General features: G+C 44.0%; 20 protein-coding genes and 1 riboswitch. Of the genes, 10 read left to right on the top strand and 10 right to left on the bottom strand.

What is annotated here, in order from left to right:
- The first annotated feature begins 1 nt into the window (after window position 1).
- The gene (locus tag DDT91_RS02730; protein WP_187174596.1) at window positions 2–1,177 is read left to right on the top strand and encodes a DUF4221 family protein; all 1,176 of its coding nucleotides are present in this window, start codon (window positions 2–4) and stop codon (window positions 1,175–1,177) included.
- Here DDT91_RS02730 and DDT91_RS02735 read toward each other — a convergent pair.
- From DDT91_RS02735 to DDT91_RS02745, 3 genes are all read right to left on the bottom strand, one after another.
- Entirely contained in the window at window positions 1,174–1,755 is a 582-nt protein-coding gene (locus DDT91_RS02735; protein WP_187174597.1) for an HDIG domain-containing metalloprotein, read from the bottom strand. The genes DDT91_RS02730 and DDT91_RS02735 overlap by 4 nt on opposite strands.
- Complete coding sequence (locus DDT91_RS02740; protein WP_187174598.1) at window positions 1,755–2,648, bottom strand: YitT family protein; 894 nt, start codon at window positions 2,646–2,648, stop codon at window positions 1,755–1,757. The genes DDT91_RS02735 and DDT91_RS02740 overlap by 1 nt, the downstream gene beginning before the upstream one ends.
- A gap of 137 nt (window positions 2,649–2,785) precedes the next feature.
- Window positions 2,786–3,388: a trimeric intracellular cation channel family protein gene (locus tag DDT91_RS02745; RefSeq protein ID WP_187174599.1), complete on the bottom strand. Its 603-nt coding sequence runs from the start codon at window positions 3,386–3,388 to the stop codon at window positions 2,786–2,788.
- A 189-nt stretch (window positions 3,389–3,577) separates the two neighbouring features.
- Here DDT91_RS02745 and DDT91_RS02750 point away from each other — a divergent pair, with 189 nt between their 5' ends.
- Window positions 3,578–4,345, top strand: a complete 768-nt coding sequence (locus DDT91_RS02750; protein ID WP_187174600.1) for a hypothetical protein — start codon at window positions 3,578–3,580, stop codon at window positions 4,343–4,345.
- Window positions 4,335–6,794, top strand: coding sequence for an AMP-binding protein (locus DDT91_RS02755; RefSeq protein ID WP_187174601.1), 2,460 nt, complete (start codon window positions 4,335–4,337; stop codon window positions 6,792–6,794). The genes DDT91_RS02750 and DDT91_RS02755 overlap by 11 nt, the downstream gene beginning before the upstream one ends.
- A gap of 13 nt (window positions 6,795–6,807) precedes the next feature.
- Here the strand turns inward: DDT91_RS02755 and DDT91_RS02760 are convergent, their stop codons facing one another.
- The gene (locus tag DDT91_RS02760) at window positions 6,808–7,425 is read right to left on the bottom strand and encodes a bifunctional 2-polyprenyl-6-hydroxyphenol methylase/3-demethylubiquinol 3-O-methyltransferase UbiG (protein WP_187174602.1); all 618 of its coding nucleotides are present in this window, start codon (window positions 7,423–7,425) and stop codon (window positions 6,808–6,810) included.
- Window positions 7,412–8,314, bottom strand: a complete 903-nt coding sequence (locus DDT91_RS02765; RefSeq protein WP_187174603.1) for a patatin-like phospholipase family protein — start codon at window positions 8,312–8,314, stop codon at window positions 7,412–7,414. The genes DDT91_RS02760 and DDT91_RS02765 overlap by 14 nt, the downstream gene beginning before the upstream one ends.
- A 58-nt stretch (window positions 8,315–8,372) precedes the next feature.
- Between DDT91_RS02765 and DDT91_RS02770 the strand changes: the two genes are divergently transcribed.
- From DDT91_RS02770 to DDT91_RS02785, 4 genes are read left to right on the top strand one after another with little or no spacing between them, the layout of a single operon-like run.
- Complete coding sequence (locus DDT91_RS02770; RefSeq protein WP_187174604.1) at window positions 8,373–8,795, top strand: VOC family protein; 423 nt, start codon at window positions 8,373–8,375, stop codon at window positions 8,793–8,795.
- 8 nt (window positions 8,796–8,803) lie between these two features.
- Window positions 8,804–9,868, top strand: a complete 1,065-nt coding sequence (locus DDT91_RS02775; protein WP_187174605.1) for an aminotransferase class I/II-fold pyridoxal phosphate-dependent enzyme — start codon at window positions 8,804–8,806, stop codon at window positions 9,866–9,868.
- Window positions 9,865–11,097, top strand: a complete 1,233-nt coding sequence (locus DDT91_RS02780; protein ID WP_187174606.1) for a serine hydrolase — start codon at window positions 9,865–9,867, stop codon at window positions 11,095–11,097. The genes DDT91_RS02775 and DDT91_RS02780 overlap by 4 nt, the downstream gene beginning before the upstream one ends.
- 23 nt (window positions 11,098–11,120) lie before the next feature.
- Window positions 11,121–11,378 (top strand): hypothetical protein, encoded by a 258-nt coding sequence (locus DDT91_RS02785; RefSeq protein ID WP_187174607.1) that lies wholly within the window; start codon window positions 11,121–11,123, stop codon window positions 11,376–11,378.
- A 16-nt stretch (window positions 11,379–11,394) separates the two neighbouring features.
- Here DDT91_RS02785 and DDT91_RS02790 read toward each other — a convergent pair whose 3' ends face one another.
- Window positions 11,395–12,837 (bottom strand): DASH family cryptochrome, encoded by a 1,443-nt coding sequence (locus DDT91_RS02790; RefSeq protein WP_187174608.1) that lies wholly within the window; start codon window positions 12,835–12,837, stop codon window positions 11,395–11,397.
- A 174-nt stretch (window positions 12,838–13,011) separates the two neighbouring features.
- Between DDT91_RS02790 and DDT91_RS02795 the strand changes: the two genes are divergently transcribed.
- Window positions 13,012–15,417, top strand: a complete 2,406-nt coding sequence (locus DDT91_RS02795; protein ID WP_187174609.1) for a glycogen debranching protein — start codon at window positions 13,012–13,014, stop codon at window positions 15,415–15,417.
- 45 nt (window positions 15,418–15,462) lie between these two features.
- Here the strand turns inward: DDT91_RS02795 and DDT91_RS02800 are convergent, their stop codons facing one another.
- The 3 genes from DDT91_RS02800 to DDT91_RS02810 all read right to left on the bottom strand — a co-directional run bounded on the left by DDT91_RS02800 (window position 15,463) and on the right by DDT91_RS02810 (window position 19,040).
- Window positions 15,463–17,676: a carbohydrate binding family 9 domain-containing protein gene (locus DDT91_RS02800; RefSeq protein WP_187174610.1), complete on the bottom strand. Its 2,214-nt coding sequence runs from the start codon at window positions 17,674–17,676 to the stop codon at window positions 15,463–15,465.
- An 86-nt stretch (window positions 17,677–17,762) separates the two neighbouring features.
- Window positions 17,763–18,191, bottom strand: coding sequence for a secondary thiamine-phosphate synthase enzyme YjbQ (locus tag DDT91_RS02805; RefSeq protein ID WP_187174611.1), 429 nt, complete (start codon window positions 18,189–18,191; stop codon window positions 17,763–17,765).
- 3 nt (window positions 18,192–18,194) lie between these two features.
- On the bottom strand, window positions 18,195–19,040 hold the full coding sequence (locus tag DDT91_RS02810; protein WP_187174612.1) for a fumarylacetoacetate hydrolase family protein: 846 nt from the start codon (window positions 19,038–19,040) through the stop codon (window positions 18,195–18,197).
- 92 nt (window positions 19,041–19,132) lie between these two features.
- Window positions 19,133–19,229: riboswitch (TPP riboswitch) on the top strand.
- Between the two features lie 141 nt (window positions 19,230–19,370).
- Here DDT91_RS02810 and DDT91_RS02815 point away from each other — a divergent pair.
- Window positions 19,371–21,758, top strand: coding sequence for a TonB-dependent receptor (locus DDT91_RS02815; RefSeq protein ID WP_187174613.1), 2,388 nt, complete (start codon window positions 19,371–19,373; stop codon window positions 21,756–21,758).
- A gap of 119 nt (window positions 21,759–21,877) precedes the next feature.
- Here DDT91_RS02815 and DDT91_RS02820 read toward each other — a convergent pair whose 3' ends face one another.
- Window positions 21,878–22,888, bottom strand: a complete 1,011-nt coding sequence (locus DDT91_RS02820) for a dipeptide epimerase (protein WP_187174614.1) — start codon at window positions 22,886–22,888, stop codon at window positions 21,878–21,880.
- 91 nt (window positions 22,889–22,979) lie between these two features.
- On the opposite strand from DDT91_RS02820, the gene DDT91_RS02825 reads away from it, so the two are divergent.
- On the top strand, window positions 22,980–24,449 hold the full coding sequence (locus DDT91_RS02825; protein WP_187174615.1) for a M14 family zinc carboxypeptidase: 1,470 nt from the start codon (window positions 22,980–22,982) through the stop codon (window positions 24,447–24,449).
- Window positions 24,450–24,469 lie beyond the last annotated feature (20 nt).

The following is a 24,469-nucleotide window of genomic DNA, read 5'->3' on the forward strand; positions in this document are numbered from 1 at the left end:
TATGAAAAGATTTCCTTTTCCAGTTTTATTTTCAATGGTAACCTTGGTTGCTTGTCAACCTGACAAATCAGAAGATACTGGAGCCAATTCTCTGACTTTTTCCTATGAAATCGACACGGTTCGGATCGATGCCAAAGAGGAGTTTTTGTTTTTGAATATGGGTCTTTTCATGTCAGATTACAGGCCCAAAAACGACCTTTTGTATAATCTCAATCCCGAAACCAGCCGCTTGGAAATGATTGATCTGGAGAAAAACGAGTTGAAAGAAATCGTCCAGTTTGACCAAGACGGGCCCAATGCCGTCAAGGAAATCTTCACCTCGGGAATTAAGATTACTGATTCGGGAGAAAAGTGGTTTACAGACTATTACGGGCTGATTCATCTCAATGCCGCTGGCGAAAGAGTAGGTCAATTTCGTCTTACAAATGATGTTTTTCAAGGAGATACACTTCCGGTCGGATTCGAGATCGATGGAATGGGTAAGATCACCCGATCCGGAAGGTACTTTGTCAGTCACTACGGAAACTATTCGCAGAAGGATGGATTAAAAGGCTTGGCTGTAATCGATCTGGAAAGCAAGACTAAGCGATTAATTCCTTTAGGAGTATTTCAGGCGCTTGAAAAGTATGAATTAGCAGGTCCCGGCAGGGAAGGTCAAAACGTAAGCTCAGGTATCACAGCATCTGAACGGAATTTTATCACCCCAACGGATCAACAGATTCTCCATTCCAACTCTGCCCAAAATCGGCTCCTGAGTCTAGACTTAGTTTCCGGAGAACATCGGGAAGTAAAGCTAAACAGTAAACTTCTTTCTGACGAAAAACCTGGGCTTTATCCCAAGCAGGCAAATTCGATCGAGCAGTTTGATGAATTTAATGAGATGAAAAAGCAGGAGGTCACATTTGGACCCTGGATTTATGATTATGACCGTGGATATTTTTGGAGAGTCAGTCGGGAGAAAAGTGGTGGAACAGTAGAAAATCCGGTTTTTGCCTTTTTTATCACTGTACTTGACAGGGATTTAAAACAAATTGCTGAAGCTCAACTTACTGAAGGCGATACGCTACCATTTGATGGGCTTCCTTCGGTAAGTTTTTTCAAAAATGGAATGTTGTATATGTTTTTGAATGAGGAGGACGAAATGGCTTTTGTCAGATTCAAACCAAATTTTGACTAAACCAACCCCAGCCTTTTCTTCACCTTCAGCAGATTTTCCTGCTTTTTGGGTTCGCGGTTTTGCCGACAATATTCGGTGTGGTAGTGATGCTTTTGCATAAAGACCAGCTGTAGTTCATCCCATGCCTGCTCGGTAAAGTTGGGATTGAAGTGCTTGAGTTCTTGGTAAAGATTTTCTCCGATTTCCTCAAAAAGGTCTGTACCTAAATACTCCAAGTCGGCGTCGGCAAGGATATTTTCCAGGTGATTGGTTGGACTTTGGGGAATTTTGGTAGCCATGATCATCCCATGGATTTTTGCCAAGTCCTCTCTGGAATATTCATCTGCCAAATAGCTTTCGGCTATTTTACAGCCCTTTTCTTCGTGGTCTTTGGGATTATCTATGAATCCGGTATCGTGGAATAAGGCTGCCAATTTGAGTAATTCTAGGTCAGCAGCGCCAACTTTCGATTGATTTGCCAAAAAGATCGCCTTTTCTAAGACATAGGCAGTATGGTCCAGATTATGGTAAGTAAGGTGTGAAGGCAATTTTTCCAAAATGTCTTCGTATATCCTGTTTTTTATTTCTTCGAAAACCATCAGCTGTGTTTGCTTCCAATTTGTTTGACTACTCCTCCTTTGACCTCTTTTATGGTTTGAACGTAGAAGAACGCCTTGGGATCGATTTGTTGTATGGCTAGTTTGATTCGGTGTACTTCCAGTCGGGTGACTACCGTCATGATGATATCGCAGGGATGATGAATATGGAAGGTATCCGGCAAGTATCCCCGTTCACCTTTGTAGACCGAGATGGCCTTTCCAAATTCCTTTACGATCAGTTCCTTCACCTTGTCGTCTTCCTTTGAAATGATGGTAAGTGCAGTGTATTCTTCAAAGCCTTCCACCACATAATCAGTCATTTTGATGGCGGTGAAATAGGTTAAAATCGAGTACATCGCCGCCTCGATTCCAAAAAATAAGGCTGCAAAGAGCATGATCAAAGAATTGAGAAACACGGTGATCTCACTGGCAGAAAGGGCTGAATTCTTTTGAAAATAAGTGGTAATGACTTCAAATCCATCGATCAAGCCACCTCCACGGATAATCAGGCCAATGCCCACCCCCATCAATACCCCTCCAAATACCGCGATGAGTACCTTGTCCTCGGTCACGGTCGGAATCTCCATAAATTCCAAAACTAAAACCAGCAAAAAGACCGAGAAAATGGATTGCACAGTGAATGTCTTTCCTATTTTTTTCCATGCCACCGCAAAGAAAGGCGCGTTGATCAAAACCAGTAAAAGATTAAGGTCCACGTCGTAATGCAGATTCAGAATGATAGCAATACCCGTCACCCCACCATCCAAAAATTTATTGGGAAGCATAAAAGCTTCCAAGGAAACCGCCGCACAAAAGACTCCCAAAATGATAAGCACCAAAGACTTGGGATCAAAGAAAGCTTTCCAGTTTACTTTTTCAGCTTTGGAACTCATTGAGGCAATTGTGAAAAATATGGTGAATACGGGGTTTCAGCAATCATTTTATGAAACAAATAAAATGTTTTTTGTAAATTAACTTTTTAAAATATTAAATGTAAACGGATTGAAAAAATTTTCTTTCAATCTAAAACCTAATCCAGAGTGGGTAAGCTCAACTTGTACTTCATCGCAATCAGACGGATCGCAATAATCACGCTCATAGACAGCAGCAAATTATATTCTCGATCCATTCCTAGGTGGTTTAGTACTAGATAAATCACTGCACCAGCAAGACAGGCAGAGGCATAGATTTCTTTACGGAAAAGGATGGGTATTTCATTGGTCAGTGTATCCCTGATCACTCCACCCATCACGGCGGTAAACATGCCCATTATGGCAGCGATTTCAGGTCGCACACCCAAGGAAAGTGCTTTTTCCACACCCAAAACCGTGAAAAACCCTATTCCTAGGGTGTCAAACAGAAAAAAAGTTTTCCTAAGCCGACTGAGCAGATTGGGAAAAATGAACGCTGCCAAAATTCCCAAAAGGATCGCATAGAGAAAGTGGATGTCTCCTATCCAAACCAACGGATAGCTATCCAGCAAAATGTCCCGAAGGGTACCGCCACCGATAGCTGTGATAAATCCCGTAAACCCTGCCCCAAACATATCGTGTTCCTTTTCCCGTACTGCCAATGCCCCCGAAATGGCAAAGACAAACGTACCGATCAGTTCTATGGCGTATTGGAGAGTCATGATCTATGTTATGGGAATTAAGGGCCAGATTAAAGTCCGATCTAAGTGAAATTAAAAGTAATGAACTCTCAGGTAAAAGACAGATTGTTTACCTAAAGTGTAGTCATATCCAAGATTTTTTGAAAATACTGAAATATCTGGGTAAATCGAGTTAAAATAAGTGTGAGACTTTCTCCCAAGCCTATTTCCATGAATACTCTGCTGCATTATGACTTGCTTCGTTTGGAAGCTTTTCAAAAAAACCACGCAGTACGCAATTCCATCGCGATTTCTCAGGAGCGAGAGCTCACCCTTCTGAAGTTCAAGCCGATCAACTATTTCAATTATTGCTTGGGGAAGATTGAAACACCACACATGCTTGATTTGGTGCGTGAATTTTACTCGGATACAGTAGAAAAGCAGCACCAGATCTTGATTGATTCCAGGGATGAAGTTTCTAAATCTATCTTGAGTCATCGTCTTGATTATCGGATAGATCAAAAGATTGCAGTCATGAGTCTATCGTCTGATGAGCCTCACCATCGGTTTTTTCATCCCGATATCCAGCTAAAGGAAGTAACGGAAAAGGAGATAAGCGAATTTGCATGGTTGTATTTGGACTGTTTCGATGCCGAAAATCGTCATGCTGAATCCGTGGAGGAAAACTTCCTGCATAAACTCCGGGTAGAGGGTCTTAAGTTTTATTTTGTGAATTGGAATGATCTCCATGTGGGGATAACTGGCCTCTACCAAAATGGCGATTTCCAGTTGCTTTCTGTAGGGGCGGTAAAGAACACTTTTCGAAACTTGGGTTTTCATAAATCCGCACTGAGTTGGAGAATAGAATTGTGCCGAAGCCAAAACCCTGAGCTACCCATTTTTTCGTGGGCCTACCAAAACAGCATCAGTCACATGAATATGATCAAATCTGGAATGAAGCTTCATCAAGAAATTTTAGCCTATAAGTATGTGGGATAGACTGCTCGACTTAAGGAAAAGCCTAGGTAACCAACCTGCTATACTAGGTCCTGAACGTTCCCTTTCTTATACCCAACTGATCGATGAGGCACTTCGTGCTGCGGCTTTTTTTCAGGCCCGATCTCTATCCTATCAAGTAATCGGCATCTCCTTGGAGAGCAAAACAGAGGAGGTGATCTGCGCCCTATCAGTGCTTCTTTCAGGAAATGCCTTCTTTTTCATACCTCATCAGCCTGCCTCTGATTTGCTTTCGCAAGTACCCTTAGGTTTGCTAGTCACTGATCGGCACCACTTTGCCAATGAGGAGGTTTTGCGGGTCAACTGGTCAAGTGTGAAAAATTCAAAATCAGGCAATCTGGATGCATGGTGGAACAGTGACTTATCTTGGCTAAGTCGCCCTTTCTGTGTGTATGCGACCTCGGGGACGACCGGTAAGGCAAAATACGTACTACATGATTACATATCCATCGAGGAAGATACCCTCAGGCAGATCGAAGAAAATGAGATTCACTCTAGCGATCGGATCGATTTTCTATTCGCGTCATCTTTCAGTTCTTCCTTGGCAAGTATTTTTCCAGCATTCCTGTCGGGAGCTAGCCTTATTGTCTTTGACCTCAAGGAGTCAAATCTAAAGGAGATACCTGGTTTTTGGAAAACGCATCAGGTTTCTATCACCACCCTGACCTGCTCGGCCTTCAGAGCCATTTGTCGCATGTATGGCCCAAATCTCGCCGAATTCACCCAAAGTGTTCGATTTCTTTGCCTAGGCGGTGAGGCAGTTTTGAAGTCGGATCTTGAGTTGGTTGCCAAATATTTTCCTCCAGATGTCACCCTGCAACTCGCCTATGCCAGTACAGAGACCCGAACCATGGCCGAGATCAAGCTTTTCCCCGGTCGAAGTCAGCTTATAATCCCCCATGATGGTTTTCCGGTAAGAAACAAAGCCCTCTATATTCTTGGACGGTCCGACAAATCAGATGCTGAAGGAGAAATCGAAATTCGATCCAAGCATATCTGCGTGGGATACTGGAATGATCAAAAAATAATCCCTCTTCCTGTGATCGGAGATCAGCGGATCTACCAAACCGGAGATCTAGGCATAACTACTTCAGAGGGAGGAATCAAGCTAATTGGCAGAACTCAGTCTCGAGTGAAGGTAAATGGCCTTTTTGTGGATTTAGTCGAGCTGGAAAATGAAATATTAGCGCAAAGCCCGCATCCATTTTCCTGTAAAGTTCTTGTGTTGCGGGATGCAAGAGGACTGGAGTTTATTGCTGCCTTTTTGGCAACGGGAAGTATAAGGCTAAGCCGAGAGGAAATAAGGCATTGGAAAAGCAAGACCTACTCGACCAGGCCCAGGCAATGGGTTTTCATGGAACAGTTTCCGCTAAATCCACATGGAAAAATTGATCGAAAAGAGCTGGAATCGATGGTATGGAAGCAAATTGAGCAAGAAATCATTCAAGAGTCAAACGACCTCATTTTGCAGACAGTTTATGCCGCTTGGTTAGAGGAATTAGGCAATCCAGCCATGGGTTGGGAGGAAGATTTCTTCTCCGAACTAGGTGGTAGTTCACTCGGGGCCGAAATGGTTATGGGAGAATTGAGTCTCAAATTGGGCAGAACTCTCCCAACTTCATTGATTTATATACATCGCACAATTCATGGTCTGACTGACTACCTGAAAGAGGAGTTGAAGCCTGTGTTTCCTAAGCTGGATTGGAAAAAGCAGTCAGTTTCGAGTAGTCCGACTCTGGTTTTTGTGGAAGTGGGGCATTTTGATTCCTTTGAGGAAATCATTCGTCCCTTGGGGAATATCTCTGATTTATCCATTGTCACGCTACGCTATGATTTGTACCAAGTACTCGAAGGGGAAAGTCCACAGGAATGTTTGAATAAGCTGGTGAATCTCCTTAGTCCTTTGCATTCTATTTGCCTGGTAGGGATTAGTTTCAATGGCTGGCTAGCAGCAAAGATTGCTGAACGCCTAGGCTGTTCGGTGGTGATTTTGGATTCGCCTTTTTATAATTCGGGTGAAAATCGGTTGTTAAACAGAAATGCCGGTTCCAGAATAAGCTATGCTTTGTCTCAACTTCAAGCGAAAGGAATCCGAAAAGCCCTGCCTCCTTTACTTCATGCGTTTGGAAATATGCTTGTAAAAAAAACTGCCTTTAAACCACAAACCCTGAGTCTTTTTCAACGAAGTGTAGAAGCTTTCCTGAAGCAAAGCACACCTGTGGCCAAGTTGCAAAACGTACTCTATGTCTATTCGAGCTTATCGATGATGACTTCGGAAAAAGACATCTCTTTTTGGAAAGAAAGAGCTGTGGATAACTTTGAAACCTATCGTCTTCCAGGAGATCATTTGGAGGCTTGTTCGGAAAAATTTGGGGAAACCGTTGCTCAAAAAATTACCGATTTTATTTATCCTAATTTAGACAGGAACTAAATCAAGAATAAAATTACCCAGTTTTTTCCAGTACAAAAACCCCCATTTCCCGCTGCCCGCGAATCAGCACCGTCTTGCAGGGCTCCAGAAATCTAAAGCCGATTTCCGCTAACTTATCCACATACTCTGGCAGGAACAAAAACCGCTCAGATTCATCCGGAAGGACATATTTCCCCTCTCCAAGGGCTGAACTGTACTGCAAGATTCCTCCAAATGCAGTAGTCATCCGAAACCAAAAAACACCTCCTGGTTTTAAGACCCGATGGATTTCATGGATCATTTGCCAGAAGTTATCCACACTCTCTGCAAAGTGAAGGACTGCCGAGCAGATCACCGCATCAAAAGCTCCGGTATGGAACGGAATGTCTTCCAACTTTCCCACCTGAAACCGATGGGTGTCGAAAGCTGGATCCAAACTCTTAGATAGATAACGACAATATTGAATCGCTAAATCATTGGGGTCAATGCCGAAAATCTGGTAATTCTTTTGAATGAAATAGACTGCATTACGTCCTTCTCCACAGCCTGCATCGAGGATCTTCATTTCCTTGGTGAATCTACCTTTTAGGATTTGATCCAAGAGGTAGATATCCATATTGCCCAATAGACGGTTCAGCTCATTGATTTCCATGCTCGAGTTGGTCTAAGGCTTCTTTGGCCTTCAATCGGCCAATTTCGATCATTTCGGCAGATCGATGAAATTCCAAGGTTCCGGCTTGCTTTCTGGAAATTTTGATTTTCACATCCACTGGATATTTTTCCAGAAGCAGTTCACAAAACCGATCCTGAAGCAGGTCAAATGACCGAGTCACCAATTCCAAAGATGAATAGGCTGTTTTTGATTCTGCTTTTTTTTCTTCTGGGAAAAATTGCCGCATTTTAGACTGATATTCCTTCAGCCAACCTGGTAAGGTGATCAACTGCTTACCGGACTCGTCTTTTTTGGGAGGTGAAATAAATTCATTTTCCAATCCGTTGACATCCACAACTACAACCAAGCTTTTTGCAGGGTCTGAAATAAGTGAAATGGGCACAGGATTGAGAACTCCACCGTCAATAAAATGATTCTTTTCGATTTTGGCAGGTAAAAAGACAGAAGGAATACTTCCAGATGCGCGGATGGCTTTGTAGAGGCTTCCCTTTCTGAATACATATTCTTTGCCGGAATGAACTTCCACTGCATTGCAAGAAAACTGGATTGGCAAGTCTTCAATTTGACAATCGGGAACCACTTTTTTCAATGCGCTATACACCTTCTCTCCTTTAATAAATCCCCTGCTCGAAAAGGTAAAATCCATCAATGAAAACACATCCACCCGATCCAAATTGCAGATCCATTCTTTGAATTCAGGCATTTTGCCGGTAGCATACATGCCTCCTACTAACGCACCTGCGGAGCAGCCGGCGATTTCGATGATCTCATATCCTCGCTTTTCCAACTCTTCGATCACTCCTACATGCGCCAATCCCCTCGCACCGCCACTGCTCAAAACCAATGAAACTGTTTTCTTTTTTGACATATATTTAGGCTTCAAAAGTTGTCTGAACAATTAAAAATCACCTACAATACTAACCAATATGAGCGAATTTAAACCTTTTCACCTCGCTTTCCCCATCCGTGACATCGAAGAAACCCGCCAATTCTACGGAGAATTGTTGGGTTGCGAAATCGGCCGAAGCACCGACAAATGGATCGATTTCAACTTTTTTGGACATCAGCTCTCTGCCCATATCAAGCCTGAAGAATTGGCCAATGCCAAAACAAATGAGGTAGACGGAAAAAATGTTCCAGTTCGTCATTTCGGAGCAATTTTAGGTTGGGACGAGTGGCATCAGCTTGCCGATAAGCTCAAGGCTCATGGAATGGAGTTTGTCATCGAGCCCTACATCCGGTTCAAGGGAGAAGTCGGCGAACAGGCCACCATGTTCTTCCTCGATCCTTGTGGAAATGCGCTGGAGTTTAAATCTTTCCAAGATCCTACACAGATTTTTGCCAAATAGTCCAGATTGTGAATAATCTGAACCTAGATCGGCGTATTGGCCCGACTATTCAGGTCGGGAAAAAGAGTTACCTCTTTTTCAGTGGAACGTCCTATCTCGGTATAGATCATGATCAACACTACCAAGCAGTATTAGTAGACTGCATCCGACAATATGGATTCAGCCATGGGCTAAGCCGGGTCAACAATGTTCGATTGAAGGTTTATGAAGCGTTTGAGCACTTTTTCGCAAAAAAAGCTCAGGCTGAAGATGCCGCAGTGATGAGTTCAGGATACCTGTCCGGCATCACGGCTATCCAATACCTATATCCTCAATCAGACCTCTGCTGGGCAGCGCCGGACACGCATCCTGCTATTCTGCCGACAGGCTTTAAATCTGATATTCAATTGAATTTTATACAATGGAAAAATCAGTGTTTGGAGCAATCAGAGGAGCTTTCAACAAGGAAAATTCTGATTTTGGGTAATGCGGTTGATCCGCTTCGAGCCGAGATTCATGACTATTCATGGGTTCAGGAAGTAGCCAAAAAGCATGAGGTCACACTCCTAATCGATGACAGCCATGCCTTTGGGGTTTTGGGAAAAAGTGTTTTCGGAACCTATGCTGAAAATTCGTTTCCGAATGTGAATTTGGTCATCTCCGGTTCTTTGGGAAAAGGCTTGGCCATGCCGGCAGGTATTATTTTGGGAAAAAAGGAGGTGATTCAGGGAATCAAAAGTCAGGCGATTTTTGCAGGAGCTTCACCCTGTTCACCGGCAAATCTCCAGGCATTTCTGGAAACTCAAGAGATTTATAAGGTGCAAAGTCAAAAAATCAGAGACTTCTCCGCTATTTTCCATCAGGAAACAGCCGACTTATCCACAGTTTCAGGTTCAGCAAAATTCCCGGTTTTTGTCCTGAAAGACCCCACTTGGTCAGATGAGTTGGAGAAAATGGGTTTTATCACGTCCTCTTTTTCCTATCCTACCCCTCAAAGTCCCCGTATCAGTCGTATCGTCCTTTCAGGCTTTCATTCGCTTGGTGACCTGATGGCCTTAAATGAAGCCCTTCATCAACTTTCCGAAAAATCATGAAAAAGCTACTCTATCTCCTTGCCGTTTCTTTTTGGATGATTTCTTGCGAGAGCAAAGATCCTGTGCTTTTTGAGCAAGGATTGGAAAACTACCCGACTTTGAAAAAAGTACTTTCGGATACGTCCAAATTCCAGGTTCAGATTATCTATACGCAGATTGACCGCAACGAACACGGGAATCCGCTTTTTACAGACCATTCTTTTAATCTGAACGATAATCACTATTTCTATCCCGCATCCACGGTGAAGTTACCGATTGCTTTGTTGGCCTTGGAGTGGCTCGAGGAGCAAAATATTGATGGATTAACCATGGAAACCACCATGCTCACTGATTCGGTGAGGCCTTCCCAGATTCCGGCTTATACTGACACCACCGCTCAACATGGTCTTCCAAGCATCGGACATTACATCAAGAAGATTTTGCTGGTTTCTGACAATGATGCTTCCAACCGACTCTATGAGTTGATGGGTATGGATTATATCAACAAAAAGCTAAGGGAAAAGGGTCTATTGAATACGGTCATCACCCAGCGCTTGAGTTTTCCTATTTCTCCCGAAGAAAACAGGCATTTCAACCCGATTCGATTTGTGGATAACTCCGGAAAAACCCTTTTAGAACTGCCTGCTAGACACTCGGACAGTACGTATGTGGTGCTGGGGAATCCAAAAATCGGCCAGGCTTTTTATCGAAATGATTCCCTTATACAGGGAGGAATGGATTTTTCTTACAAAAATAAGTTTGCCCTTTCAGATCTGCATGGTGTGGTAAAGCGAATCGTATTTCCAGAAGCTTTTGTAGGGATCGAGCGATTTAATCTGAATGAGGAGCACCGAAATTTTGTATTGAAGTACATGAGTATGCTTCCCCGAGAAAGTGAATTCCCCAAGTACGACACCACGGAATACTACGATAGCTATTCGAAGTTTTTCAAGTTTGGGGCCGACAAAAAACCGATTCCTTCCAGATTCCGGATTTTCAATAAGACAGGCTGGTCCTATGGCTTCCTGATTGACGGATCTTATTTTGTGGATTATGAGTCAGGGGTTGAGTTTTTTGTTTCCGCTGTGGTCTATGTCAACGAGGATCAGATCCTCAACGATGACAAGTACGAGACCGAGGAGATTGGCTTACCTTTTTTCGCAGAGTTGGGCGACTATTTGTACCAAAGAGAATTGAAAAGGAAAAAGCAGATACCGGCGAATTTTGAGCAATTTAGGTTTGATTATTAAGTGCTAAGGCCCTTTTGAAGTAAATGAAAGATTTCATCGACTACCTTAAATGGAAACCAACTTGGATGGGAATAGTAGCTTTCAGTATATTTTTCTTTCTTCTTGGACAAGCTTATGTTTATCCCACGCTCAGTTTTGATTTTTCGGTGATCTATGAATGGGAAACCTGGGTTAAGCTTATTTCAATTAATTTAGGAATGACTATTTTGAATTACTTATGGATAGGAAGATTTAACAAGGATAAATTCCAAAAGAAAAAACCTCAGCATACTGAGGTTTAACGGGTAATCAGTAACTTTAATAAGACTTTTCAAGCGTCGGAATTTTTACTTGAGGCTGTGGATAAGTATGGCCTAGTTGAATCTTTAATGCTCTCAATTGGGATGTGGATAACTCCCAAGGTTGATGGATATCAAATCCCTTAATCGACTGTAATTCAGGAATCCAAAGCCTTACAAAATCGCCTTTTTTATCGTAATTGTTGGCCTGTCTGAGGATGTTGAAATACCGATTTTCCCGAGGGTCATTTCCTACGCCTCCCACATACATCCAATTGCCCCAGTTGGAGCAGACATCGTAATCAATCAGCTGACTTTCGAAGTAGCTTGCTCCCCAAGTCCAGTCAATTCCCAGGTCATTGACCAAGAAACTCGCCACGTTTTGGCGGCCACGATTGGACATAAACCCTGTCGACTTCAACTCACGCATATTGGCATCCACAAAAGGAACTCCCGTCAACCCCTCAACCCAACGCTGAAACTGCGCCTTGTCTCTCCTCCAGGAGTCCTTTTGAAATCGGATGCCTTGAATATCAAAGATTTTATCGCCGTGCTTTTTGGCAATAAACCGGAAATAATCCCTCCAAATCAGCTCAAAAATAAGCCAATACGTACTGTCATTTTTCTTTCGCTCCCGTTCGTATTTTTTGACCTCTTCATAAATAGTCCTAGGGGAAATACAACCCAAGGCCAACCAAGGGGAAAACTTGGAGCTATAGTCCATTCCAATCAGCCCATTTCGGGTTTCCTTGTATACTTTGAGCAAATCTTTTTCCCAGAAATAGGACCGGAGTCGCCCCAGCGCGGATGTCTCTCCACCCTTTATCTCCAACCACGATTTTGCATCCTGCTTGGGTTCCTCCAGTCCATAAGTTTTAAGCGTGGGCAAATCACCTGCTTGGGCATCAATTGCCTCTTTTGGATAGTTTATTTTTTTTGGCTCAGGAAAAGTCAATCGAATTTTTGAAAGCTTTTCCACTTCCTTCCGAAATTGGGTAAATACCTCCGGGGTCTGTTTTGCCGGAAAAGGCAAATCATCCAAGTGGTAAAGCGTGCTTTGCCAAAAACTTTCGCAGGCAATTCCATTTGAAAACGCAGCTTTTTCCAAAGACTTATCCACATTTCGTTCTTCGGAAGTGACTTCTTTCGAGAAGAAAATAGCCTTTGCTTCCACTTTTTTAGCCAATTCAATTACAGCTTCTTCTGGCTTCCCCTGAAGAACCACCAAATCTCCGCCAATCTTTCGAAAGGACTGACGTAGATCGGATACAGATTCCAATAAGAATTTGGCTCGAAAAGCACCGGTTTTGGGAAATCCCAATTCGGTTTTTCCAAACATCCTAGGATCAAAGCAATAGACAGGAATCACCTCCTTTCCCTGCTGAATAGCTCGGGCCAAGACTTCATTGTCCTTGAGTCTAAGGTCGCTTCTAAACCAAACCAGTATCCTGTTGTACTTCATGTTTGGCGAACAGGATGTTTAAGAAAAGTGTTTGAAAACTTCCACAAAAAATCTTTTTGGGTAAAGGATGAAAGTTTTTTAGAGTTGCAAGGAAATTACTTTTTCCAAGCCGATGCGTTTTGATTTCCTTATTTCAAGCGATTTGGCTTATCTTTTGGCTTAAATCTATTCTCAATGACCTTTAAATTTTGGCCTGTTGGCATATTGCTAGCCCTGGTTTCCTGTCAGACCTCTCTTACTCCTGAACAAAGTTTATTTGAAGATTTAAACACACAGGAAGGGCTTAAAGGAAAATCCGAATACCTCGCTTCCCCTTTTGTGGCTGCAGGTGATCGGGTGTATTTGATCGGTCATCAAAACGGTTCTTTCCCGGATTTGGGTTGGCATGTGGAGGGCGAGATGGGTGGTATTTGGCTTCATCCTATCAAATTGATGGATGGGTTTACCGCCTCAGTAAATGTGGATGGTGAATCTTTTTGTTTGGATCAGGCGAAGTCATTTACCAATTATCCCTTTTCCAATGTGCTTCAGTTTGCTTTGGAAAACGCGGGTATTGAGGTGCAGCGACTGCAGTTTGTACCCGATGGAAAAGAAGGCATGACCGTTCTTTTCCATATCAAAAATGTGGATAAGTCCGATAAGTCGATCCAATTTCAATTTAATGCATATGTCGATCTGATGCCCGTTTGGTTAGGTGAGCGTACAGGTATGATTGATCAGGTAGATCTGATTTCCTTTGATGAAATGACAAATACCTTTTCGGCAAAAGATCAAGGGAATCCTTGGTTTGCAGTTTGGGGAACAGCGGAAGGAATTTCGATTTCTCCTCAGGAAGAATTGACCTGTGCCTATTCACCCAAAGGAAAAGGGGCGGCCGCTGGATTTTCTCTGCAAGTGACCTTGCCGGCAGGTTCTGAGCAAATTATCCCAATATTTATCGCCGGTTCTACCGAAAGCGAATTAAAAGCCATGGAAACTTTAGTTGATCTCAGGCAAAACTTGGATTCGGATTGGTTTGCCAAAAAGAAGCGATATGAAGTTTTTGCCCACCAAGCAGAAATACAGATTCCCGATCCTGAATTGCAGCGAACGTTCCAATGGATCAAATACAATACGGATTGGCTGGTGCGGGATGTGCCGGGAATTGGGAGGGGTTTTGGAGCAGGCCTGCAGGATTATCCTTGGTTTTTTGGAGTCGATAGTGAATACACGATCCAGGGTTTGATTGCAACGGGAAGAAAGGACCTCGTTTACTCTACCCTCGAACTTATCCACAGTCTATCTGAAAAAGAGAACGGAAATGGCAGAATCATCCATGAGGTAAGTACTAATGGAGCGGTATTTAATCCCGGAAATATCAATGAGACCCCACAATGGGCATCCACGATTTGGGAAGTGTATCGCTGGACTGGAGATCGGGAATTGTTGGAAAAGTATTTTCCTTCCATAGAAAAAGGATTGGATTGGTTGCTCCGGGAAAATGACAAAGATGGCAATCTACTTGCTGACGGTTATGGAATGATGGAAATCCACGGGCTCAAATCCGAAATGATTGATGTAGCTGCTTATTCCCAAAAGGCATTTGCAGATGCCGCGAAAATGGCTGAAATCCTTGGAAAAACCGATCTTTCGAAAAGTTATCAACATACTTCCGATGCCCTGGCAGCTAAGATCAATTCTGATTTTTGGGTAGAGGAATTTGGAAGTTATGCGGATTTTATCGGGACCGTAGACGAGGCTTTGCACTTGGTGGATGATGCAATCATCCGTGCGGATACGCTGAAAAAACCTTGGGCAGTGGAAGAGCTGAATGCTACTAAAGCCAAGTTATCCACATTGCCCAAGAATCAGAAACAGGGTTTTGTACTCTTCCACAACTGGGTAGTCAATACCCCGATGGAAACCGGAATTGCGGATCCTGAAAAGGCTAAAATCGCTTTGGCCACCGCTAAAAAATACACCAATCCTTTTGGCACCTTTGTGACGGGTATCGATCGAGACGAACAGGCGGAAAATGAAGATGGATCTTTTGCAGGAAGCAAGAGCTTTTCCTACACGGGTGCGGTGATGACTTTGCCCACGGGAGTTTCTGCCATCGGAGAAAACAACTATGGCAATCCGGATGCAGCTCTGGACTACCTGAAGCGGATGACAAGAAGTTTTGGCTTTGCCTTGCCGGGATCGATGTATGAGGTTTCTCCGGATTATGGCATGTTTACGCAGGCGTGGAACATGTACAGCTTTGGTGTGCCGATCGTGATGCAGTTTTTCGGCATACAGCCCGATGCCGGAAACAAGGTAATTTACATCCGCCCTCAGATGCCAACAGCCTGGGAGGAAGCTTCTATCCAAAAAGTCATCGTGGGAGACAATGAAATCCGAATGAGCTATGTGGATAAGTCAGGTGTTCGAGCCATTGAAGTGGAGCAAACCCAATCCAAATGGGGCATTTCCATTGAGATTCCTGAGGAATTTTCGAAAGTAAAAGTCCTTGGGAAAGAAGTCAGCTCGGATACAAAAGATGGGTATCGAAGGATTTTGATGACGGGGAAAAAAGTACGGGTGGAGGCGAGTAAATGACCTTAAGACCTGTCAGGTTTTTGAAAACCTGACAGGTCTACGCATTTACAAATTCAACCAGTAATTCAACTTAAACACCAGCGAGCGCTGCTTGGGCATAAAGTCTCCTGGGAAATAGTTGTCCGTATAAACCAAGAAAAGATCAGATACTGGCGCATATCGCCATTGCAATCGGGTATTGATATTGAGGTTGTCGATCTGATTATTGTATTGGATAAAAGTCGTCCAGAAGAGGTTTTTGGTAAAGGTCAAATCGATTCGGGGCCCCACTAGTACTAAATCAGCATCGTTTTGAGGTTGGGGAAGACGGATACGGGCGTAGTTAAAGTTCATTGAAATATTGGCAAGGTATCCCAACCTCAACCCCATTTGGCTGATTACACGTTGGAAATTTCCGGTGTAGTACTGACCCGCTTCTGCATCCAATTCGATATTAAACACATTCCTTGGATTACTTTGGTACTCTATTCTCACTGTCTTGTTTGTGTAATCAGTTCCAGCCGGTAAAGGTTCTCCCCCTGTTCTCGTGGGATCAAAATCATTGAACAAATACACGTATCGGTTTCTCTGTGTCACGGTAAGCTGAGAAAGTGAATTGAATCGAATCAGATAACTAAGGTTGATGTCCCGGTCGGTCTGTCCAAGTGTTTCATTCCAATACCCTTCATATTCAAGTTTGGGTCCATGACGATTTATCAGCTTGGATTTAGGATAAAATAAATAAGACACATCAGGATTTACCCTTTTGAAGTCCACCCGGGGAACAAATCCCACGGCAGGATTAAATTCCTTGCCTATATCCTGAACACTCACGCTCCAATTCCAATGAATATCAGTAAAGAGCATATATGCATTAAAGGAGTAGGGAGATTTCTTTTCCTCGTATTCAAAGGTTCGATGATAAAACATTTTACCCGTCCATTTACCATTGGCTGAGTTTAGGTTATAATCCACCCCGATCAGTCGATTGTAAGCGGTGGGATCAAAGAGTTGTTGAAATTCATCTACGGCCAGGGACTCCCTATCCACATAGATAAAACCAACATTTGACCGGGTAAAGACTTTTTTCTGAACCGCCATTACCGTAAAGTTTTTCCCTACTATTCCGGCTTGATCGTCGGTGGCAGTTTGCATATTCATAGCCCCGATTCTCCAGTTTTCTGTCACTTTTCCGCTAAGTCGGGCACCATAGATGATCTTACTCTGGATGTTCTGACCTGTGGCAGAGTCGATGTCAACGCCTATTCTTCGGGAGAAAAAAGGCCTGGAACGCATTTGTCCAAAACTGTCAAAGAGATCGGCATTTTCTAGGAAAAACTGTCTTCTTTCCGGGAAAAAGATCTCAAAACGATCCAAATTGGTGACCTGTTGGTCCACCTCCACTTGGGAAAAATCCGGATTAAAAGTCAAATCCAAATTTAAAGCCGGACCGATACCGACCTTAGCATCTCCGCCAAAAGAAGGCGTCAGTTCTTCTTGAGTTCCTTCCAGAAAATTTTTTGAAGCTCTGGCAGCCGTATAGGGGATCAATGAAATATTTGCTGAACTTTTTTTGAGAGGTTCTTCAAAAATCAGCTTCCTCAAAAATGCAGTAGAAATTATGGGAAGGTTTCTCGGTATCGGAGACCAAGTACTTCGCTCACCATAGTGGCTATCAATTCGATAAAAATTAACGTTCCAGTTCTGCGCTCCTTCATTAAATCGGATGGTTGAAAGAGGAATGATCAGTTCTGCCTGCCAGTGATTTTCAAATATTTTAGCTTGGGAATACCATTTATTGTCCCAAGCCAAACTCAAGTCTTCCGTTCGGGTACCTCCATTGGAAACCAATCCTTCTCTCTGTACTCCATAGGGATTGACGCCAAACTGGAATGCATTGGTTTTGTCATTGAAGGTATCCAGGACAAAAACAATCGCATCATTCTGTTCACCCCTAAAATCCCGCCTTAATGAAGTGGATACATACTTCCTGGGCCCGTTACTCTCCATCACCGCCGCGATGTAGAGATTATTTTCATCAAAAGCGATTTTAACGCGGGTTTTGACCTGAGAACTGGAAGTATCAGAAGGGAAGTATTGCCTGAAATCTCCATTCCATCCTTCTGCTTCTACCCAAATTGGCTCATCCAGGATCCCATCCAGCTGAATGGGCTCTTTGAGTTTAAATGCAAAGGCATTTTGTCCAGGTAAATTCTGTGCTTCAGCTTGAATGGCAAAGAACAATCCCGCCAGAAAAGCAAGTCCAAAGTTAATTTTCATGTAAGGTCGGAGCTGTACAAAAGTAAGTTTGCAACATCTCCCAATCCAAGGAATTTTATCAATGGTAAAGAAGGATTTCCAGTGGATTATGAGGCACCGAAAGCAGTCAAGACCAAGTTTCTAGGTCCACCAAGATGCCTGAACTCACACAGGTAGATCCCCTGCCAAACCCCCAAGGCAAGCCGTCCTCCAGTAATCGGAATCTGAATACTTGTTCCGAAAAAAGCACTTTTGATATGGGCAGGCATATCGTCTGCTCCCTCGTAATTGTGGATAAAACGCGGGTAGGTTTCCGGGATCAATTCATTTACGAAAGTTTGGAAATCCTTCCTGACCGTTGGATCTGCGTTTTCATTGATACACAGTCCCGCAGAAGTATGCTGGATAAATACCTGTAAAAAACCGATTTGAATTTGCTTGATTTCAGGAATGGAACGCTCCACCTGATCTGTTATCAGGTGGTAGCCTTGCGGATAACTCGGAAGTCTTACCTGCTTTTGGAAGAAAAGAGACATGGTCTAAATCAATCCCACCTTATTTTCCAATGTCCCGATACCTTCAATCGTGATTTTCACTACATCTCCTGCATGAAGGGTGAAATGATCAGGCACGATACCTGTTCCGGTCATCATGAGGCAGCCGATAGGAAAGGTATTTGCCCGGAAAAGCCAATCGGCAAGTTCCTGAGGTTTGCGTTTCATTTGAGCCAAGGTAGTTTCGCCTGAAGCTTCGGTTTTTCCATTTCTAAGAATTTCCAAACTGATTTTGGTGGAATCGTCCAGCATTTCTTCCTGAATCAAAATACAAGGTCCAACTGAGGCACAACCCTGATACACTTTGGCTTGGGGAAGATAGAGCGGGTTTTCTCCTTCAATGCTTCGACTGCTCATGTCATTGCCTACAGTGAATCCTTGTACTTTTCCTGATGGAGAAATCAACAGGGTAAGCTCCGGCTCAGGTACATCCCAAGAGGAATCTTTTCGGATATTGACCGTTTCGCCCGGATTGGATACCCGGCTGGCTGTAGCTTTGAAGAAAAGCTCAGGTCGGTCTGCTACATAGACTTTGTCATAAAAATCCGCCCCTCCAGCATCTTTGGATTCTTCCATGCGGGCAGTTCGGCTACGGTAGTAGGTCACTCCCGCAGCCCAAATTTCCTGATTGCCCATGGGTGCCAAAAGGCCCTCGGATTTGAGTTGCTCAGCTTCTTTTTCGGAAATTTTCTCCCAATGGGCAGCCTCTGATTTCAGTAATTGGGGCAAGTGTTCCCTCCCCAAGAGTTGATCCCAATCCAGTTCGGGACCCAGAAAAATCTCAGAATCAGTTTCCAAAAGCGTTCCGGCAATCAGTTTATATAGGCGCATGCGGTTATGGGTTTGAGGTTAGGCCATGAATTTATGAAAAAGGGATTGAAGCAAAGGCCTTGGAAAAAAACTTTTCCCAATTACCTTTGTCCTCAGATCATAAGGGGTGCCTTAATACAACGGGCTGAGATCATACCCATACGACCTGATCCGGGTAATGCCGGCGAAGGGAAATGAGAAAGCAAAGTAAAAGTCGAGTTAATAAGCCGAAGCGGTACCCTTCGTGCTTTGTCCAGATTTTATGCTTTGCATGCGGGTAAAACAATCACGGAAAACCTCCCCTGGGTTTTCTAATGTTTCACTCAAACACCCGAAAGGGAAGAAGTAATCATGAAAAAAACAGTACTTGGCTTGATCCTGTATCTGGCCAGTTTGACCGCTTGGGCCCAAAACACCCTTAGCGGAAAAGTAGTGGATGCCAAAAGCAATTTGCCTTTGGTAGGTGCATCGGTGTGGTCCGAAACTGCCGGGAGAGGAACTGTTACCGATGAAAATGGACAATTTACACTCAACAGATTGCCACAGGGAAATATTGAAATCCGGATTTCTTATCTCGGCTATGAGACCGAACGGTTTATGGTTTCGGTTCCTTTTGAGGGAGATTTGGAGGTTAAGTTAGAACCGAAAGACTTCCTGACCGAAGAATTCATAGTCTCTGCGACAAGAGCATCCGAAAATACCCCAACTACCTTCTCAGTGGTGGATAAATCGGAGATTGCCAAACGGAACTTGGGACAGGACATACCCATTTTGCTCAATTTTACGCCCTCCGTGGTCAGCCACTCAGATGCAGGAGCAGGAATAGGATACACCGGCCTCAGAATCCGAGGAACTGATCAAACCAGAATCAACGCCACCATCAACGGGATTCCCCTTAATGACGCAGAATCTCATGGGGTATTCTGGGTAAATATGCCCGATTTTGCTTCCTCGGTCGAAAATGTCCAAATCCAGCGAGGTGTGGGAACCTCGACCAATGGGGCAGCCACTTTTGGTGCCAGCCTCAACTTCCAGACAGACACCCGACGTGACGAAGCCTATGCCGAATTGGATAATGGGTTTGGATCTTTCAATACCTGGAGGCATACGGTCAAGGCGGGAACCGGCCTGCTCAACAACCGTTTTGCAGTAGATGCCCGTCTGTCAAAAATCACCTCTGATGGGTATGTGGATCGGGCATTTTCTGACCTCAGCAGCTGGTTTGTATCTGGTGGATATTATGGAGAAAAAAGCGTGATCAAACTGGTCGCTTTCTCTGGAAAAGAACAAACCTACCAAAGCTGGTGGGGATTGCCCGAGGATAAACTGGGAAATGACCGCACCTGGAACTACTACACCTACGACAATGAAACCGATAATTACCAGCAGGATCATTATCAGCTGATTTACACTGGAAAAGTTGGCAAAAATTGGAAAACCAATCTGGCGCTGCATTATACCTATGGAAGAGGATTTTATGAGCAGTTCCGGGAAAATGATCGGTTTTCTCGCTACAACTTACCCGATGTAATAGTCGGCGATGAGGTCATTTCCCGTTCGGACATCATTCGACGTCGCTGGCTGGACAATGATTTCTATGGGTTTGTGGGTTCGGCAAATTATGTGTCTACCGACGGAAAATTAGACTTCATCATCGGTGGTGGTGCCAATCGCTACGATGGAGGACATTTTGGCGAAATCATCTGGGCGAGATTTGCCGGCAATACCAATATCCGCGATCGATACTATGACAACAACGCCATAAAAGATGACCGGAATATCTACACCAAAGCCACCTATGAAATCAAGCCCGGCTTGAATCTATTTGGAGACTTGCAGTTGAGAGGAATCAATTATTCTTTCTTTGGAGTAAACGATGATCTTCGAATTGTAGACGGACGTGCCGACTATACTTTCTTCAACCCCAAGTTTGGATTCTCCTACGAATCAGGAAATCAAACCTGGTATGCAAGCTATGCAGTGGCCAATCGGGAACCCACCCGATCGGATTTTACAGACAATCCAATTACTGAGGTACCTCGTCCTGAACGACTTAATAATGTGGAGGCAGGAGTAAGAGCAAAATCAGGGAATCTGAGCTACAATGCCAATTTCTATTTCATGGATTATAAGGATCAGTTGATTTTGACAGGACAAATCAATGATGTAGGTGCTTATATCCGGGAAAATGTAGCATCATCCTACAGGGCAGGGATCGAGCTTGATGGAGCCTATCGCCTTTCATCTTCTTGGACTCTGGGCGGAAACATTGCGCTAAGTCAAAATAAAATCAGGGAATTCACGGAATATGTGGATGATTACAGTACCGAAGAATTCCAGCAGGAAAGTTTCACCTATTCCAATACCGATATCGCTTTCTCTCCCAATGTGGTAGGAGCAGCAATTATCGAATTCAGGCCGATTAAACACTTGTCAGTCAACTGGCTCAGCAAATATGTGGGACAGCAATACTTGGACAATACCTCCAATGATGCGAGGTCTTTAGATACCTTCTTTACCAATGATCTGCGAATCAGCTATTCGGCTACACCAAGGTTCTTTAAAGGGCTAGAGCTCAACCTACTGATCAACAACATTTTCAATGAAATGTACGAACCCAATGGCTACACCTTCAGCTATTTTGTGCCAGGAGGAAACGGTCGTGAACTGGTGACGGAAAACTTCTACTATCCACAGGCAGGAACCAATTTCTTGCTAGGACTACGGATGAAATTTTAACTAAAAACAGCCACAGATGCGCAGATATAAAATTCTGTGAATCTGTGGCTTTCTTTTCAAGTTGTCCTGCTTTCGGAAAAGCAGGACTTTTTTTGTCCCACGATGGATCTGAAATAACGTTACACCAACTCCGCTCCAATTCCCGGCCCCTCGGGGAAAGTCACTTTTTCCGGAGTGATTGTCACCCCTCTTGCCGGATCTTTGGCCAACAGCATCGCACCATCCATATCCACATAGTCCAAGAGCGGAGAAATATGAGCGATGGCAGTGATTCCGACCGAGGATTCGGTCATGCAACCCACCATGGTTTTCATCCCGAGTGACTTGGCTTCATGAATCATGCGTAGTCCGGGAGTGATACCTCCTGCCTTGACTAGTTTCACATTGATCGCATGGAACAGTCCATGGCATTTCTTCACGTCACTTTCTACAATACAGCTTTCATCTGCCATGACAGGGAGTTTGGAATACTTGAAGACTTCTTTCATTCCCTCCAGATCATCTTTTCCCAAAGGCTGCTCCATAAATTCCACACCCAGCTTCGCCAGATCCTCCGAATTACGGATGGCTTGCTCGGCTGTCCAAGCACAGTTGGCATCGATGCGAAAGACGGAATTGGTGTGCTTTCGGAGTTCTCGGACGATTTCTAGGTCATTGTCTGTTCCGAGCTTGATTTTGTAGATCGGCCAATCCACCTCCTTCATCTTGGTGACCATTTTCTCCACGGTATCAATGCCGATGGTGAAATTAGTGGTCGGGATTTTCCGGGGGTCAAGGTTCAGGTACTCGTAGAGTTTTTTCCCCTGTTTCTTGGTGAAAAAATCCCACGCAGCCATGTCCAAGGCACATTGAGCAAAGGGATTATTTCGGAAAATCACTCTTCCTAATTCCCAAAGCTGTTCTGGATTTTCCCAGTTTCCGGATTCCACCACTGGGCGAAATTCTTCTAAGCAAGCACTCATGTTTTCGATGGTCATGCCGTAAAATGGATTGGTGGTCGACTCCCCCAATCCGTAAATTCCGTCTTCCTCCAGCTTGACAATCAGCGTGTCCTGTACATCCCGACTTTGGTGGGCGATGGTAAAGGTATGCTTGAGTGGAAGGTCATAAACCTGATAACTGAGCTTCATGGCATGATTTTTTGTGCTTGAGCAAAAATACAGGTATTTATTTCACCCGAATGGCTAGTTTTAAAATCGATAGACTCCAAGACCTTATTCTATGAAATCCGCTTTCCTTACACCGTTCCTTCTCTTTTTTTTAGTCCTCAGTTTCTACACTTCGGCACAGGTAGCCTATCAAAAAATGCCTGTGGAAAAGCTGGAAGCAGCTTATGAAAAATATAAGGAACCCGCCATCACTCACCGAAGATTCAAACACGCAGACCTTCAGCCCTTGATCCAAAAACATGGTGCGGATTTCAAATTGGAGGAATTAGGCAAATCCGTAGAGGGGCGAAGTATCACCTCGATGAAATGGGGACAAGGCGCCACCAAAGTCATGCTTTGGTCACAGATGCACGGCAATGAAAGTACGGCCACCATGGCGCTTTTTGACCTGTTCAATTTTCTTGAGGGAAAAAATGACGGATACGACGAGCTAAGAACCCTGCTGAAAAATCAAATCAGCCTGAAATTCATCCCCATGATCAATCCCGACGGGGCGTATGCCTTCAAGCGCAGAAATGCCTTGGATATCGATCTGAACCGGGATGCGATTTCCCAGATTTCTCCCGAGGCAGTGATTTTGAAAAAAGCCCGGGACGACTTTGAGCCAGAGTTTGGGTTCAACCTTCACGATCAGCAGATCTACTACAACGTGGTCAATACGCCCAAGCAGGCCACGATTTCCCTTTTGGCACCGGCGTATAACTATGAGACCGAGATCAACGAGGTGCGCGGTCGTGCCATGCAGACCATCGCGGGGATGAATGAATTATTGCAGGAATTGATCCCTGGGCAGGTCGGAAAGTACGACGATGCTTTTGAACCAAGAGCGTTTGGTGACAATATCCAAAAGTGGGGCACCAGTACCATCCTGATTGAGTCGGGAGGCTACCAAGGTGATCCTGAAAAGCAGTATATCCGCAAGATCAACTTCATGATCATCCTCAACGCCTTGCATCAGATCGCTACGCGAGGCTATGAGCAATACACCACCGAGCAGTATTTCGCTATTCCGGACAACGGTTTCCAGCTGATGGACTTGATCATCAACGAAATGCAGGTAAACGTGAAGGGAGAATGGTATCCCTTGGATATCGCCATTCGCAGACGTGAAACTGAAAATGCTGCCGGTTATTTCATGAGCGCATCGGTGGAAGATCTCGGTGATATGCAGATTTTCTTCGGTTTTGAGACCTTGGATGCCACAGGACTACAATACCTTGAGGGAAAAGTGTATTCCACCGCTTTTGAATCGGTTAAGGATATTTCGGAGGAAAAAGCTATCGAATTACTCCGTCAGGGTTTTATGGCGGTCAAGGTGAAAAACGGGGAAGCCAGACAAATGCACAGTCTGCCGATTTTGGTATTGAAAACCACCGAAAAATACTCGAGCGGGTGGATGACCGGTTCGGCTACCAATTTCTTTTTAGCTAAAGAAGGCAAACCGAGGTATGCGATCGTCAACGGCTATCTGATCGATTTGGAAAACCCTAAAAAGCAGGAAATCCGAAATCGGGTGTTTTGAAATGAGTAAATAATTATTTA

It is taken from the genome of Algoriphagus sp. AK58, assembly GCF_014324365.1.
Lineage (GTDB): Bacteria > Bacteroidota > Bacteroidia > Cytophagales > Cyclobacteriaceae > Algoriphagus.